General features: G+C 71.0%; 17 protein-coding genes. 10 read left to right on the top strand and 7 right to left on the bottom strand.

The features are described from left to right. Positions 1–178 precede the first annotated feature (178 nt). From OG978_RS35695 to OG978_RS35710, 4 genes are all read left to right on the top strand, one after another. Positions 179–979 carry a VOC family protein gene (locus OG978_RS35695; RefSeq protein ID WP_326769189.1) on the top strand — a complete coding sequence of 267 codons (801 nt, stop codon included), beginning with the start codon at positions 179–181 and terminating at the stop codon, positions 977–979. Positions 980–1052: 73 nt separating this feature from the next. Further along, on the top strand, positions 1053–1301 hold the full coding sequence (locus OG978_RS35700) for a WhiB family transcriptional regulator (protein ID WP_326769190.1): 249 nt from the start codon (positions 1053–1055) through the stop codon (positions 1299–1301). Between the two features lie 87 nt (positions 1302–1388). Beyond that, positions 1389–1979: a GMC oxidoreductase gene (locus OG978_RS35705; protein WP_326769191.1), complete on the top strand. Its 591-nt coding sequence runs from the start codon at positions 1389–1391 to the stop codon at positions 1977–1979. Between the two features lie 48 nt (positions 1980–2027). After that, positions 2028–2528: a tetratricopeptide repeat protein gene (locus OG978_RS35710; protein WP_326769192.1), complete on the top strand. Its 501-nt coding sequence runs from the start codon at positions 2028–2030 to the stop codon at positions 2526–2528. A gap of 98 nt (positions 2529–2626) precedes the next feature. On the opposite strand, the gene OG978_RS35715 is transcribed toward OG978_RS35710, so the two are convergent. From OG978_RS35715 to OG978_RS35725, 3 genes are all read right to left on the bottom strand, one after another. Continuing rightward, positions 2627–3601 carry an acyl-ACP desaturase gene (locus OG978_RS35715; RefSeq protein ID WP_326769193.1) on the bottom strand — a complete coding sequence of 325 codons (975 nt, stop codon included), beginning with the start codon at positions 3599–3601 and terminating at the stop codon, positions 2627–2629. A gap of 294 nt (positions 3602–3895) precedes the next feature. After that, complete coding sequence (locus OG978_RS35720; protein WP_326769194.1) at positions 3896–4087, bottom strand: hypothetical protein; 192 nt, start codon at positions 4085–4087, stop codon at positions 3896–3898. 11 nt (positions 4088–4098) lie between these two features. After that, positions 4099–4950, bottom strand: a complete 852-nt coding sequence (locus OG978_RS35725; RefSeq protein ID WP_326769195.1) for a Scr1 family TA system antitoxin-like transcriptional regulator — start codon at positions 4948–4950, stop codon at positions 4099–4101. A 214-nt stretch (positions 4951–5164) separates the two neighbouring features. Here OG978_RS35725 and OG978_RS35730 point away from each other — a divergent pair, with 214 nt between their 5' ends. Further along, positions 5165–5569 (top strand): ATP-binding protein, encoded by a 405-nt coding sequence (locus tag OG978_RS35730; protein ID WP_326769196.1) that lies wholly within the window; start codon positions 5165–5167, stop codon positions 5567–5569. A gap of 68 nt (positions 5570–5637) precedes the next feature. On the opposite strand, the gene OG978_RS35735 is transcribed toward OG978_RS35730, so the two are convergent. Then, complete coding sequence (locus OG978_RS35735) at positions 5638–6054, bottom strand: SsgA family sporulation/cell division regulator (RefSeq protein ID WP_326769197.1); 417 nt, start codon at positions 6052–6054, stop codon at positions 5638–5640. A gap of 183 nt (positions 6055–6237) precedes the next feature. On the opposite strand from OG978_RS35735, the gene OG978_RS35740 reads away from it, so the two are divergent. After that, the gene (locus tag OG978_RS35740; RefSeq protein WP_326769198.1) at positions 6238–7338 is read left to right on the top strand and encodes a WD40/YVTN/BNR-like repeat-containing protein; all 1101 of its coding nucleotides are present in this window, start codon (positions 6238–6240) and stop codon (positions 7336–7338) included. Positions 7339–7404: 66 nt separating this feature from the next. Here the strand turns inward: OG978_RS35740 and OG978_RS35745 are convergent, their stop codons facing one another. Continuing rightward, on the bottom strand, positions 7405–7704 hold the full coding sequence (locus tag OG978_RS35745) for a YciI family protein (protein ID WP_326769199.1): 300 nt from the start codon (positions 7702–7704) through the stop codon (positions 7405–7407). A gap of 113 nt (positions 7705–7817) precedes the next feature. On the opposite strand from OG978_RS35745, the gene OG978_RS35750 reads away from it, so the two are divergent. Continuing rightward, positions 7818–8495: an endonuclease V gene (locus tag OG978_RS35750; RefSeq protein ID WP_326769200.1), complete on the top strand. Its 678-nt coding sequence runs from the start codon at positions 7818–7820 to the stop codon at positions 8493–8495. Positions 8496–8544: 49 nt separating this feature from the next. Next, positions 8545–8688: a morphogenic membrane protein MmpA gene (mmpA, locus tag OG978_RS35755; RefSeq protein WP_266429678.1), complete on the top strand. Its 144-nt coding sequence runs from the start codon at positions 8545–8547 to the stop codon at positions 8686–8688. A gap of 38 nt (positions 8689–8726) precedes the next feature. Here the strand turns inward: mmpA and OG978_RS35760 are convergent, their stop codons facing one another. Together OG978_RS35760 and OG978_RS35765 are read right to left on the bottom strand one after the other, a co-directional pair. After that, positions 8727–9686, bottom strand: coding sequence for a peptidoglycan-binding protein (locus OG978_RS35760; RefSeq protein ID WP_326769201.1), 960 nt, complete (start codon positions 9684–9686; stop codon positions 8727–8729). 229 nt (positions 9687–9915) lie between these two features. Next, the gene (locus OG978_RS35765; protein WP_326769202.1) at positions 9916–11106 is read right to left on the bottom strand and encodes a saccharopine dehydrogenase family protein; all 1191 of its coding nucleotides are present in this window, start codon (positions 11104–11106) and stop codon (positions 9916–9918) included. Positions 11107–11308: 202 nt separating this feature from the next. Between OG978_RS35765 and OG978_RS35770 the strand changes: the two genes are divergently transcribed. Both OG978_RS35770 and OG978_RS35775 read left to right on the top strand, forming a co-directional pair. Next, positions 11309–12442: a CaiB/BaiF CoA transferase family protein gene (locus tag OG978_RS35770; protein ID WP_326770260.1), complete on the top strand. Its 1134-nt coding sequence runs from the start codon at positions 11309–11311 to the stop codon at positions 12440–12442. Between the two features lie 66 nt (positions 12443–12508). Further along, positions 12509–13651, top strand: coding sequence for an acyl-CoA dehydrogenase family protein (locus tag OG978_RS35775; protein ID WP_326769203.1), 1143 nt, complete (start codon positions 12509–12511; stop codon positions 13649–13651). Positions 13652–13677 lie beyond the last annotated feature (26 nt).

The following is a 13677-nucleotide window of genomic DNA, read 5'->3' on the forward strand; positions in this document are numbered from 1 at the left end:
ACCGGTACGCAATGCAACGGCGGAGATCAGCCATCCGCAGACCGGCCCCCGTACGGCGTACGGCGACACGGGCTGTGCGCCCGGCGTGGGCTGCGGTCGCCGGTGCCCGGTGCGAGACTCGGAACGTCGGTAAGGAACCCCGCAGCCCAGAGCACGGGCATCGTCGAAGGAGCCGGCCATGCTCACCACCCGTTATGTCGACGGAGCGCCCAACTGGACCGATCTGGGCACACCCGATCTCGACGAGGCCGTCGAGTTCTACGCCGGCCTCTTCGGCTGGGAGTACGTGGCCGGAGGCCCGGAGACCGGCGGCTACGGCACGTTCACGCTGGACGGGAAGACGGTCGCCGGCGCGATGACGGTCACCGAGGAGCAGGCGGCGCCGTCCTGGTCGGTCTATTTCCGGTCGGCGGACGCCGACGCCACCGCGCAGGCGGTCGAGCAGGCCGGCGGCACCGTGCCGTTCGCCCCGATGGACGTCCTGGACCTCGGCAGGATGGCCGGATTCAAGGACCGGGCAGGGGCCTTCTTCGGCATCTGGCAGCCGAAGGAGAACCCGGGCCTGGGCGCCGTGGGCGTCCCGCGCAGCCTGTGCTGGGCCGAGCTGTACACCCCGGACGTCCCCGCGGCCGCCGCGTTCTACGGCGCGGTCTTCGGATGGGAGAGCGCCCGGACACCGTTCCCCGGCGGCGGCGGGTCCTACACGGTGGTCCGGACCAGGGGCCGCGGCGAGGAGGCGGACTTCGGCGGCCTCGTACCGCTGAACGCGGTGGCGGCCCGGGCGCTGGCCGGTCCGCACTGGCTGCCCTACTTCGAGGTCGACGACTGCGACGAGGCGGTGGCGGACGTCGAGCGGCTGGGCGGCAAACCGACCCTGGAACCGATGGAGATGGAAGGTGTGGGAAAGTTCGCCCATGTCGCCGATCCGGACGGGGCCGAATTCGCCCTGATCAAGAGCGCGCCGACGCCGCAGAGCTGACCGGAAGTCATCGGCGCGCCGCATTGATGAGGCGTTGATCAGTCGTTTATCGCGACCGGGCACTGTGGACCACATGCTGATCAACACCGCGGCCGACCCCGCACTCGCCTGGCAGGAGACAGCGCTGTGCGCCCAGGCGGGGCCCGAGTTCTTCTTTCCCGCCCCCGGCAGCTCCACCCGCGAGGCCAAGCAGCTCTGCAACGCCTGCGAGGGGCGCGAGGCCTGCCTGGAGTACGCCCTCGCCAACGACGAGCGCTTCGGCGTATGGGGCGGGCTCTCCGAGAAGGAGCGGGACCGGCTGCGCAGAACCGGCCGCGCCTAGGTTCACTCGTTCGGATCGGGCCGGAGGGACCCAGGTCCGAACGCGCCCTGCCCGTGCGGCAATTCGGCACTCCGCACACCCGCTGCGGTGTCCGCGTCGGCCACGAGGGGACCCGAGTCGAGCGCGTACGACTACATTGTCGTCGGAGCGGGATCGGCCGGCTGCGTCCTGGCCGCGAGACTCTCCGAGGACCCGACGGTACGGGTCGCGCTCATCGAGTCGGGCGGGCGTGACCGCAAGCCGGAGATCCGCATCCCGGCCACCTTCCCGAAGTTGTTCAAGACGGCGTACGACTGGTACTTCAGCACGGTGGCGCAACCGGCCCTGGACGGCCGCGAACTGTACTGGCCGCGCGGCCGCACGCTCGGCGGATGCTCATCGATCAACGCCATGATGGGCGTCTACCCGGGCCCGGTCGACGACGCCCGCCTCGCCGAGGCGATCCGTACCGGTGCCGAGACGCTGTACCACCCGGTCGGCACCTGCCGCATGGGCGAGGATCCGGCCTCCGTGACCGATGCGCGGCTACGCGTGCGTGGCGTGGCGGGGCTCCGGGTCGTCGACGCCTCCGTGATGCCGCGCATCACCCGCGGCCACACCCACGCGCCGACGGTCGCGATCGCGGAAAAGGCGGCGGAGCTGATCCGGGAGGACGCGCGGCAGCCGGTCGCGCCGTGACGCGGGGGCCGTATCCGGACAGGCTCTCCGGCCTGGGACGATGTCCGTATGAATGATCACGACCGGGACAGTCTCCTCGCGGCGGCCGTGCGGCTGCGCACCGAGGGCCACCAGGAGGAGGCCCGGCAGCGACTGCTGTCCCTCTCCGCCGAATTCCCCGCGGACGCGGAAATTGCCTATCAGACCGCCTGGGCCCACGATGTGCTCGGTCTGGAGGCCGAGGCGGTGCCGTTCTACGAACGCTCCCTGGCCGGGACCGGGCTCTCGGAGGAGGACTGCAGGGGCGCGCTGCTCGGCCTGGGGAGCACGCACCGGGTGCTCGGGCAGTACGAGAAGGCCGTCGAGGTGCTGCGCGGCGGTGCCGAGCGGTTCCCCGACGACGGGGCGCTGCGGACGTTTCTCGCCATGGCCCTGTTCAACACCGGTGAGCACCACGAAGCCATGCGGCTGCTGCTGGAACTGCTCGCGACCAGCAGCGAGGACCCGTATGTGCGCCAGTACCGGGCGGCGATCGAGCACTATGCGCGGGACCTGCACGAAACGGTGTGAGACCGGCGCGGGGCGTCGGCCCGCCGCCCGCCGGACGGGGTGATCAGCATTCCCCGTCCGGCGGGCGGCGTCCGGCTGTCCGGAGGCCTTCGGGGCCGTCAGGCGCCGGCGCGCGCCGCCATGCGTGCCTTGCGGGCCGCGAGCTTCTCGTCGAACTTCGCCGCCTCGCTGTCCAGGCCGCCCATGTACAGCCCCAGCTCCTCCTGCGCCTTCAGGCCGTCGGGCCCCAGGCCGTCGATGTTGAGGACCTTCAGGTAGCGCAGCACGGGCTGGATCACGTCGTCGTGGTGGATGCGCATGTTGTAGATCTCGCCGATCGCCATCTGCGCGGCGGCCCGCTCGAAGCCCGGCATGCCGTGACCGGGCATCCGGAAGTTGACGACGACATCGCGCACGGCCTGCATCGTCAGGTCCGGGGCGAGCTCGAAGGCCGCACCGAGGAGGTTGCGGTAGAAGACCATGTGCAGGTTCTCGTCGGTCGCGATCCGCGCCAGCATGCGGTCGCATACCGGGTCGCCCGACTGGTGGCCGGTGTTGCGGTGCGAGACGCGGGTGGCCAGCTCCTGGAACGCGACGTACGCCACGGAGTGCAGCATCGAGTGGCGGTTGTCCGACTCGAAGCCCTCCGCCATGTGCGCCATCCGGAACTGCTCCAGCTTGTCCGGGTCGACGGCCCGCGAGGTGAGCAGGTAGTCACGCATCACGATGCCGTGCCGCCCCTCCTCCGCGGTCCAGCGGTGCACCCAGGTGCCCCAGGCGCCGTCGCGGCCGAAGAGGGAGGCGATCTCGTGGTGGTAGCTGGGGAGGTTGTCCTCGGTCAGCAGATTCACCACCAGCGCGACCTTGCCGATGTCCGTGACCTTGGACTGGTCGGCCTGCCAGGCCTCACCGTCCTCGAAGACGCCGGGGAAGTTCCGCCCGTCGGAGAACGGCACGTACTCGTGGGGCATCCAGTCCTTGGCGACCTTGAGATGGCGGTTGAGCTCCTTCTCCACCACCTCTTCCAGGGCGTACAGCAGCTGGGCGTCGGTCCACGCCTTCGGGCTGCCGAGGTGGGGAGCGGTGATCGTCACGGGGGACTCCTGGGGACGGGAGAATTACCTACGGATACGTAGGTTACGAGACCGTAGGTTAAAGCGGCGGTAAGGCCACCGCCAAGCCCGCCCCCGTGATGCCCGATTACGTAACGTTATGTACGCAGGTCCCGGCGCTGACGCGCGTCCGTGAACGAGGTGCGACGGCGGCGGAGCCGTAGGCGTGGATCACTGCTGACGGGACCGGCCGGCCCTCGGTCGCGGGGCGCTCTGAGCTGTCGGCGTACTCGGAGCGAACGCTTGTGGGGGCACGGGCGCACTCGGGTCGCGCGGTCAGAGCAGATGGTCCGCCGCGCCGGACTTCACCGCGGAGATCAGCGCCCGCAGCGCCTCCACGGAGTCGCTGACATAGGCGGTGGCGTCCGTCGTGGAGCCGATGTACGCCCTGCCCTGGTCGTCGACTCCGAAGCGGAAGCAGTTGGCGCCCTCGCTGCAGAAGGCCTCGTCCCAGCAGATATCGGTCATGGTCGCTCTCCTCAGAGGTTCTGGGTTATCGATCGGATGAAGTCGCGCGATTCCTCGACGGGCAGTGCGAGTGCGCGCAGGCGCTCCAACAGGCCGCGGTAACGGCGCAGTTGCATGTCGGAGTCCAGCAGCATCGAACCATGCGAGGAGTCGAGCTGTACGGTGTCGAGCTGCGGCACCGCTGCGCCCGCATAGGTGAACGACTGTCCGGCGCCCGGGAAACCGCCGGCCGTGAACGGGATCACCCGGACCGTGATCCGGTCCCGCTCCGACTGCCCCAGGATGTGGTCCAGTTGGGCCCTCGCCACCTTCGGGCCGCCGAACTGCATCCGCAGCGCCGCCTCGTGGATCACCGACTCGTACATCGGTGGGCGGTCCCGCTCCAGCACCTCCTGGCGGCGCAGCCGGAGGGACAGCCGGGCGATCAGATCGGGTCCGGGCAGTTGTGGATCGGCCGTGTCGAAGACCGCCCGCGCATGCTCCTCGGTCTGCAGCAGGCCGGGAATGTGCGTGGTGGTGGAGGTGGTCAACTCGGCTGCGTGGTACTCGAGTTCGGCAATGTCGAGCAGCCCCGGCAGCAGCAGCCCGCGATGCTCCTCCCACCAGCCCCTGGCGCGCTCCTGGGTCATCTCGGCGAGCAGGTCGACCAGTCCGGTGTCCGGGCAGCCGTAGTTGAAGGCGAGGGTGCGGACCCGCTCGGCGCTGATGCCGAACCGCCCCGATTCGATGTTCGGAATGCGGGTGCGGTCGACGCCGAGCAGCGCGGCGGCCTGCTGCACCGGCATGCCCGACTGCTCGCGCAGTTTGCGCAGTTCGTAGCCGAGCCGCTGCTGCCGGGCGGTCGGGGTGCTTCTGGGCGGCAAGGCGTGGTTCCTTCCGGAGAGGGGGTGAAATGACCGGAACTGCCCAAGTAGTAGCACTGTGCTCCACGGTGCGCTACGGTCGGTAGCGCCAGTCTCACGCGGGGCGACCGCGCCTATGTGTGATCGTCACCACAATTACCGAAATGTGAGCATCTTGATGAAAGGCGCACTGCGTTGTCTCCCGGCTGTCGCACCTGCCGGACCCCACCCACCGGTGGCTGACAACCTGAGCTATTCGTTCGCACTGCCCGGCGGCGCATTCTGTGCGGGCCTCGCACGCGGCGCCGTGAGTGAACTCCTCACCAGGCACGGCCTCGCGGAGCTCCGTGAGGCAGCCGTACTCGCCGCCTCGGAACTGGTCGCGACCGCCTACCGGTTCACCCCGGACCGGGAGATGCTGCTGCGGGTGCACTGGCAGTTCGACGCACTCCGCATCACCCTCTACGACCAGCATCCCTCCCACGGCTCGGCCATGAAGTCAGAGGAATGCCGAGAACGCCGCAGCGACAGCATGTGGCTGCTGGCCGCCGCGGTCGACGCGCACGGCGGGGACTGGGGGCTGGCGCCCGCGCTGACTCCGTCCGGCGGCTGCAAGGCCTGGGCCTTACTCCACCGTTGACCCCGACCCATCCGCCCGCCCGGCGCCCGGGCCGGCCGTCCGGCGGTGCCGACCCGTCGGACGCGAGGTCAGCAGGGGCCGCCGAGCAGATCGGTCAGACTGCGGTCGAGATCCAGGAACCGGTGCTCGTCGCCGACCGGCACCATTTCCTGCGCCCGCTCCAGGAAGCGGCGCAACTCCGCCGTGCGGACGTGCACCATCGCGATTCCCTCGGCGGCATGGAACTCCAGGACCGTGCGGTCGTAGCCGAACGGCCTGATGCGTACGTCCCCGACACCGGCCGCCCCGTCCATCCCCGCCGCCAGCAGCTCGCGGGAGAACTCCCAGGCGACCTCGGTGCCCTCCAGGGTCGCCGGGGCGGGAAACGCCATACGTACGGCGAACGGATCCTTCTGGTCGTACTGCAGGGTGGCGGGAAGGGTCTCCATCCGCGGCGCGGATGCGACCATGCGGGCCTGCACGGACTGCTCGATGACGGTGGACAAGACCTGCTCCCTTTCTCGGCCAGATGAACGGTTCCCGGCACTGATACAGACGAAGGAAGTCCCTCATCCGTGCACCGGAGGGCGGCGTGAGCTGTATCACCGCGCGCCCGGTACCCGTCGCGTCCCCACTTCCCGGCGGCGCACCCTGGACTGGGCACAGCTCGTGGGCTAGCTTCCAGCGCCATGAGGGTCAAGGGGAAGACGAGACGACTGATGTCATGGGGGCTCTGTGTGGCGGCGCTGACCGCGACACTGGCCACACCGGCAGCCGCGGCAACACCGTGGGACCACGACCGGCCAGGCGAACGGCCGGTCTGGACGCTCACCGACACCGGAACCGACGCCCGTTTCCGGGGCCTCGCCGCCGTCAGCCGTCGCACCGCCTGGGTGGCGGGCTCCAAGGGCACGGTGCTGCGAACGTCCGACGGCGGCCGCCGCTGGCGCGATGTGTCACCGCCCGGTGCGGCCCAGGAGGCGCTGGAGTTCCGCGACATCGAGGCCTTCGACGCCCGGCGTGCGGTGGCACTGGCCATCGGGGAGGGCGAGGCATCCCGGGTGTTCCGCACGGACGACGGGGGAGCGACCTGGACGGAGTCGTTCCGCAACACCGACGCGCGCGCCTTCTACGACTGCCTCACCTTCTTCGACAGCCGGAACGGACTGGCGATGAGCGATCCCGTGGACGGGAAGTACCGCATCCTGTCCACTGCGGACGGCGGCCGGAGCTGGCGGGTGCTGCCCACCGAGGGTATGCCGGAGGCGCAGGCCGGTGAGGCCGGATTCGCCGCCAGCGGGCAGTGCCTGGTCTCCTCGGGCCCGCGCGACGTCTGGCTCGCGACCGGCGGCGCCGCCACCGCACGGGTGCTGCACTCCGCCGACCGCGGGCTGACCTGGACCGTGACCGGATCGACGATCCCGGCCGGCGACCCGGCCCGCGGCGTCTTCGGCCTGGCCTTCCGCGACCGCCATCACGGCATCGCGGTCGGCGGCGACTACCGGGCCGGAGAGCCGTCGCCGGACGCCGCGGCCGTGACGGGCGACGGCGGCCGCACCTGGCGGCAGGCCGCCACTCCGCCGACCGCCTACCGCTCGGGGGTCGCCTGGCTGCCGCATAGCAGGTCCGGAGCGCTGGCGGTCGGCCCGACCGGCACCGACCTCACGACGGACGGCGGCCGCACCTGGCGCACAGTCGACACCGGGTCCTACGACACCGTCGACTGCACACCGGACGGCGGCTGCTGGGCCGCGGGTGAGAAGGGACGGGTGGCGCGCGCGGGGCGCTGAGGGCGGTTCACGCATTCCCGGAGCGGGGCGGAGTACGGCCCCCGCCCCGCTCCGGGGAGGGTTCCGCTACCCGGGCAACTGCTGGCGGTACGGGGCGAGTTCGTCCGATGTCTTCGTCGCGATGAACTCCGTGATCCGGTACGCGCACACGCCCTGTGCCGTGAACGGATCCGCCGAAACGATCTTCTCGATCGCTGCGCGGTCGTCCCCGACCGCCAGGATCACCCCACCGTCGCGCGGGTTCTTGCGGCCCGACGCGATGAACACCCCGGCCGCGTACTGCGTGTCCAGCCAGGCGACATGATCCTGCAGCAGCGCGTCGACGCGCTCGACGGGTGCGGTGTAGGTCAACTCCAGTACGAACATGATCGCCAGGCTACGTGACGGGGCCCGGCGGGCTCCGGGCCCCGTCACGCCCGGGTGCCGGTTGCCCGCACGCCCGCCAGGGGTTACGGACAGCCCTTAGACTCGGCGGCACCATGACAAACCTCCCGATGCCCGCCGACGAGGCCGAAGCCCGAGCCGTCCAGGACGCCTTGCGCGCCCGCGTGGTGCTCGACGAACCCGGCCCGCCGCCCGGTACCGGCCGGGTCACGGGGGTCGACGTCGCCTACGACGACGAGCGCGATGTCGTCGTCGCGGCGGCGGTCGTCCTCGACGCGGCGACGTTCGAGGTGGTCGCCGAGACCACCGCCGTCGGCCGGGTCACCTTCCCGTACATCCCCGGCCTCCTCGCCTTCCGGGAGATCCCGACCGTGCTGGCCGCGCTCGAATCCCTGCCGGTCGATCCCGGACTCGTGATCTGTGACGGATACGGCCGGGCGCACCCGCGCCGCTTCGGACTCGCCAGCCACCTCGGGGTGCTCACCGGCCTCCCGGTGATCGGCGTCGCCAAGAACCCGTTCACCTTCTCGTACGAGCAGCCGGGCCCCCGTCGTGGCGACTGGTCGCCACTGCTCGACGGCGAGGAGGAAGTCGGTCGGGCGCTGCGTACACAGGACGGCGTCAAACCCGTCTTCGTCTCCGTCGGACACCGGACCGGTCTGGACAACGCCTGCGCCCACACCCTGCTGCTGGCCCGTGACTTCCGTCAGCCGGAATCCACCCGCAGGGCCGACTCGCTCTGCCGACGGGCCCTGCGGGAGGCGACCGCCTGAGTATGCGTACGGATACCGTTTGCCGATCATGACCGGCAAGCTTGTACGCATGAACGAACATCGAACGTCCACGCGACCCGGCACCGTCTATCTCGCTCAGCGCCGGGTCGCGGTGGGGATGACACTCGGCATGGTCGCGGGAGCGGTCTGGGCCGTCTCGATGATCTGCACGCTGGTGTCCTGGGCGCTCTGAGCCCGCAGGGCGCAGCCGTCGTCCCCGCCTGGCCGCGGCTACTTGTGCTGGTCGGGCCCCTGGGCGTTGAGCAGCGCGCGCCAGGTGCCCTCGTCGCCGACGCCCGTCACGGGCAGATTCCGGGACCCCTGGAACTCCTTCAGTGACCGCATGGTCGAGAGGGTGTACGTACCGGTGCTGTCGGTCGGCACCCCGGCGTGGTGCAGCAGGTACTGCACCGCCGTGATGGCGTCGGGCTTCGTCGTGCGCGAGTCGACCGTGACGATCAGCAACGGCCAGGTGTCCTTCCCGACTTTGCCGTCCGGGGTCAGGCCATGGGCGGCCTGGAACTTCTTCACGGCCTCCGCCGTGGCCGGACCGTAGTCGGCGTCGACCTTCACGTCGTAACCGTCCGCCCGCAGCAGCAGCTGCACCGTACGCGCCTTCCAGAGCACATTGCCCTTGCGGGCCAGTGGCCAGTCCGTGCCTTCCGACGGCCGGTCCGACACGTTCGCCGTGGCCTTGGCATTGCTCTGTCCCGTGGGCGGCACCAGCCACCACGCGAAGCTGCCGAGCACGAGCAGGAGAAACGATGCGACGGCCAGGGTCGGGAACGCGGCGGGAGAGCGGTCCCGCCAACACGCCGCCGCCTTGTGACCGTCGGCCGGCCCGGCGGGTACGGACGTGCCGGTGACCTGCCCCACCGGCGCCGGACGTTTCCGGCCCGGGGACGACCCGGCCGCCGCGTCCGCCAGGGCACACGCCCGGACCAGGTCCTCGGCCGGAGCCCGCAGCGCCGAGTGCAACTGCTCGACGATCCTGCGCGGAGCGTTGGAGGCGTGGGCGGGATTCAGATAGCGCGACAGGGTGGTCTGGTCGACGCCCAGCCGCTTGGCGAGGGACTGCTGAGTGGGTTTCTCGCGGCCGTCGCGCGCCGACGACTCCCACCAGTGCCTCAGTAACCCGGCGAGAGCCCGCCCCGGCTGTTCCTCGCGACCCGCCACAGTGTTGTCCGTCATCGTTCTTCCCCGACTCTCTGTGTGCATAGGCGCAGGTCAGCGCTGTGCATCGGGAGCATGCCCGGGTGCGTCTACCTGCGGGACGCAGATCGTAGTGAAAGCGCCGATCCGTGCCGCGCAGCCGAGGAGTCCGCGAAGCGGTGTCACGGCCCGCACGCCCGGGGAACGAGGAGGCAGGGGCATGCGTCGGACATCACCCGAACGAGTGCGTGCCACCCCGGGCGTCGGCTCAGCGGGCCGCCGCGACCCGGAAGCGCAGGCCGGCCGCGCGCAGCCGCTCCAGCAGCGCGTCACCCATCGCGGCGGCCGTGGTGACCTGCCCCGATGTCGGCGGGAGCTCGTCCAGGGCGAGACAGAGCGCGGACTGGGCGAGCATCTTCGCCGTCTCGTCGTAGCCGGGGTCGCCGCCCGAGACCTCGGTGAAGACCCGGTGCCCGCCGCCCTCACCGACGAAGCGCACGGTGAACCAGCTGCGCCGCCGCCGCTCCGCGTCCGGTCCCTTGCCCGGCTCGTACCGGTCCATCAGCCAGGACCGGGCCGCCGGAACCTGTGCGGCGCCCAGCAGGGCGCCGACCGCGGCCGTGCCGCCGAGCGCCACGGGCAGATGCCGCACCGAGGCGAAGTGGCGGTAGCGGAAGTCGGGGCCGTACCGGGCGAGTGCCCGCGCCGAGCGTCCGACGACCTGTGCGTCCAGCGTCGGCAGCGGGAGTGCCCAGGTGCCGGTCTCCGTACTGAAGTGCGGGGCGCCCAGCGGGGCACGGGCCCGGCGGGCGACCAGCCTCGGTTCGTGCAGCCGGCGTTCCCGGGCGGCGCGCAGCATCCGCGGGCCGCGGCCCATCGCGGTGAGCGCCGAGGCGAACGTGCCGCCGGAGAAGACGGCGTTGCTGCGTACGAAGCCGTCGACGGTCAGCGGCACGCCCTGCGGCAGCTGCTGGACGGTGAAGTACACCCCGAGGTCGTGCGGCACGGAGTCGAAACCGCAGGCGTGCACGATCCGGGCCCCGGTCTCGCGGGCCCGAGCGTCGTGCTCCAGATACATCCGGTCCACGAACTCCGCCTCACCGGTGAGGTCCGCGTAGTCCGTCGCCGCCTCGGCACAGGCCGCGACCAGCTTCTCGCCGTACCAGACATAGGGGCCCACCGTCGTGGCCACGACATGGGCGGATTCGGCGAGTTCGCGCAGCGAGTGCTCGTCGTCGGCATCGGCGTGCAGCAGCGGGAGGTCCGCGCAGCGCGGGTCGATCGCGGCGAGACGTTCGCGCAGGCGCTCCAGCTTGTCCCGGTCGCGTCCGGCCACGGCCCAGCGGCAGCCGGAGGGCGCGTGGGCGGCGAGATATTCGGCGGTGAGGGCGCCCACGAAGCCGGTGGCGCCGAAGAGGATTACGTCATAGGGGCGTTGTGTCCCGTTCTGCCTGTTCATGTGTGCCTCCGCGGGGCCGGCGCCGATGTGGCAGGCAGAGGTTAGCGGAGGGGTCGTGGCGGTGTGCGGCCGGGCGGCCCTCATGAGGGAGGATCCCGGAGAAAGAACTAAGCGCTTGCTCGCCCCAAGGGGTTGTGCGGAGCGCGGTGCGTTCTTAGCATCATCGCTGTTACATCAGTTGTGTCATACCGCTGGGGGCTTGATGGCAACGACAGAGCACGGCTCGCACGGCCCGCTGACAGGGGTGCGGGTGGTCGAACTGGCGGGCATCGGACCCGGCCCGTTCGCCGCGATGCTCCTGGCCGACCTCGGTGCCGACGTCGTCAGGGTCGACCGGCCCGGCGGTGCGGGGCTGGGCATCGACCCCGCGTACGACCTCACCAACCGCAACAAGCGCTCCGTGCTCGTCGACCTCAAGGCCGAGGACGGCGCCGCCAAGGTGCTCGATCTGGCCGAGCGCGCCGACATCCTGATCGAGGGCTACCGGCCGGGCGTCGCCGAACGCCTGGGCGTCGGCCCCGACGCCGCGCTGGCCCGCAATCCGCAGCTCGTGTACGGGCGGATGACCGGCTGGGGCCAGGACGGCCCGCTCGCCGAGCGGGCCGGGCACGACATCGCGTACATCGCGCTCACCGGCACCCTCTCCGTGATCGGCAAGCCCGGCGAGCCGCCCACCGTCCCCGCCAATCTCGTCGGCGACTACGCGGGCGGCTCGCTCTATCTCGTCGTCGGCGTGCTCGCCGCCCTCCAGCACGCCCGCACCCCCGGCGGCCGGGGCCAGGTCGTGGACGCGGCGATCGTCGACGGCGCCGCCCATCTCGCCACGATGATCCACGGCATGCTGGCGGCCGGTGGCTGGCAGGACCGGCGCGGCTCCAACCTCCTGGACGGCGGCTGCCCGTTCTACGGAACGTACGAGACCGCCGACGGCCAGTACATGGCGGTCGGGCCGCTGGAGCAGCGGTTCTACGAGGAGTTCGGCAGGCTCCTCGGGATCGGGGACGAAGCCCCGGACCGGGCCGACATCGCCCGGTGGGAGGAGCTGCGCAGCGTCGTCGCCGACCGGTTCCGGACCCGTACGCGTGCCGAGTGGACCGGGGTGTTCGAGGGATCGGACGCCTGCGTCGCCCCCGTCCTCTCGCTCCGCGAGGCGCCCCACCACCCGCACATCGCCGCCCGCTCCACCTTCGTCGAGCACGGCGGACTCACCCAGCCCGCGCCCGCACCGCGCTTCTCCGCGACCCCCGTCTCCGTACGCGGCGGGCCCGCGCGGCCCGGCGCGGACACCGAGGCCGTCGCCGCCGACTGGGGCGTACCCGGCATCGCGAGGCCGTGATCCCCGCCGGGCCCGCACCGGACCGTCTCGACCCCACCGTCAAGAACTGATTCCAGGAGGACCGCAGTGCAGCGGCAGATCTTCACCGAAGAGCACGACGCGTTCCGCGAGACCGTGCGCACCTTCCTCACCAAGGAGGTCCTCCCGCACTACGAGCAGTGGGAGAAGGACGGCATCGTCTCGCGCGAGGCCTGGCTCGCGGCCGGCCGGCAGGGGCTGCTGGGTCTCGCCGTACCCGAGGAGTACGGGGGCGGCGGCAACGCCGACTTCCGCTACGGCGCCGTTCTCGCCGAGGAGTTCACCCGGGCCGGCGCGCCCGGCCTCGCGCTCGGGCTGCACAACGACGTCATCGGCCCCTACCTCACCGGCCTCGGCACCGACGAGCAGAAGCGGCGCTGGCTGCCCGGATTCTGCAGCGGCGAGACCATCACCGCCATCGCCATGACCGAACCCGGCGCGGGCTCCGACCTCCAGGGCATCCGCACCACCGCCGAGGACAAGGGCGACCACTGGCTGCTCAACGGCTCCAAGACCTTCATCTCCAACGGCATCCTCGCCGACCTGGTGGTCGTGGTCGCCAAGACCACCCCCGAGGGCGGTGCGAAGGGGCTCTCGCTGATCGTCGTCGAACGCGGCGCGGAAGGCTTCGAGCGGGGCCGCAACCTCGACAAGATCGGCCAGAAGTCCCAGGACACCGCGGAGTTGTTCTTCAACGACGTCCGTGTGCCCAAGGAGAACCTGCTCGGCGAGCGGGACGGCGCCTTCATCCACCTGATGACCAATCTCGCGCAGGAACGGATGGGCATAGCGGTAGCCGGAATCGCCGCCGCCGAACACCTGCTGGAGATCACCACGCGCTACGTCAAGGAGCGCGAGGCCTTCGGACGGCCGCTCTCCAAGCTCCAGCACATCAGGTTCGAGATCGCCGAGATGGCCACCGAGTGCGCCGTCACCCGTGCCTTCCTCGACCGCTGCATCGTCGACCACTCCGACGGGACCCTCGACGCCGTGCACGCCTCGATGGCCAAGTGGTGGGCCACCGAACTGCAGAAGCGAGTTGCCGACCGCTGCCTCCAACTGCACGGCGGATACGGCTACATGTCGGAGTATCCGGTCGCCAAGGCGTTCACCGACGGCCGCATCCAGACCATCTACGGCGGCACGACCGAGATCATGAAGGAGATCATCGGCCGTTCGCTGCTCGCCTGAACCTGTCGCACAACCACCCCCGAAAG

The organism is Streptomyces sp. NBC_01591 (assembly GCF_035918155.1).
Classification (GTDB): domain Bacteria; phylum Actinomycetota; class Actinomycetes; order Streptomycetales; family Streptomycetaceae; genus Streptomyces.

Excerpts from the sequence above, each read along its gene's own strand:
- OG978_RS35740 (WP_326769198.1), top strand. The coding sequence starts at position 6,238 with ATGAGGGTCAAGGGGAAGACGAGACGACTGATGTCATGGGGGCTCTGT.
- OG978_RS35745 (WP_326769199.1), bottom strand. The coding sequence starts at position 7,704 with ATGTTCGTACTGGAGTTGACCTACACCGCACCCGTCGAGCGCGTCGAC.
- OG978_RS35720 (WP_326769194.1), bottom strand. The coding sequence starts at position 4,087 with ATGACCGATATCTGCTGGGACGAGGCCTTCTGCAGCGAGGGCGCCAAC.
- OG978_RS35765 (WP_326769202.1), bottom strand. The coding sequence starts at position 11,106 with ATGAACAGGCAGAACGGGACACAACGCCCCTATGACGTAATCCTCTTC.
- OG978_RS35710 (WP_326769192.1), top strand. The coding sequence starts at position 2,028 with ATGAATGATCACGACCGGGACAGTCTCCTCGCGGCGGCCGTGCGGCTG.
- mmpA (WP_266429678.1), top strand. The coding sequence starts at position 8,545 with ATGAACGAACATCGAACGTCCACGCGACCCGGCACCGTCTATCTCGCT.
- OG978_RS35760 (WP_326769201.1), bottom strand. The coding sequence starts at position 9,686 with ATGACGGACAACACTGTGGCGGGTCGCGAGGAACAGCCGGGGCGGGCT.
- OG978_RS35750 (WP_326769200.1), top strand. The coding sequence starts at position 7,818 with ATGACAAACCTCCCGATGCCCGCCGACGAGGCCGAAGCCCGAGCCGTC.
- OG978_RS35770 (WP_326770260.1), top strand. The coding sequence starts at position 11,309 with ATGGCAACGACAGAGCACGGCTCGCACGGCCCGCTGACAGGGGTGCGG.
- OG978_RS35695 (WP_326769189.1), top strand. The coding sequence starts at position 179 with ATGCTCACCACCCGTTATGTCGACGGAGCGCCCAACTGGACCGATCTG.
- OG978_RS35700 (WP_326769190.1), top strand. The coding sequence starts at position 1,053 with ATGCTGATCAACACCGCGGCCGACCCCGCACTCGCCTGGCAGGAGACA.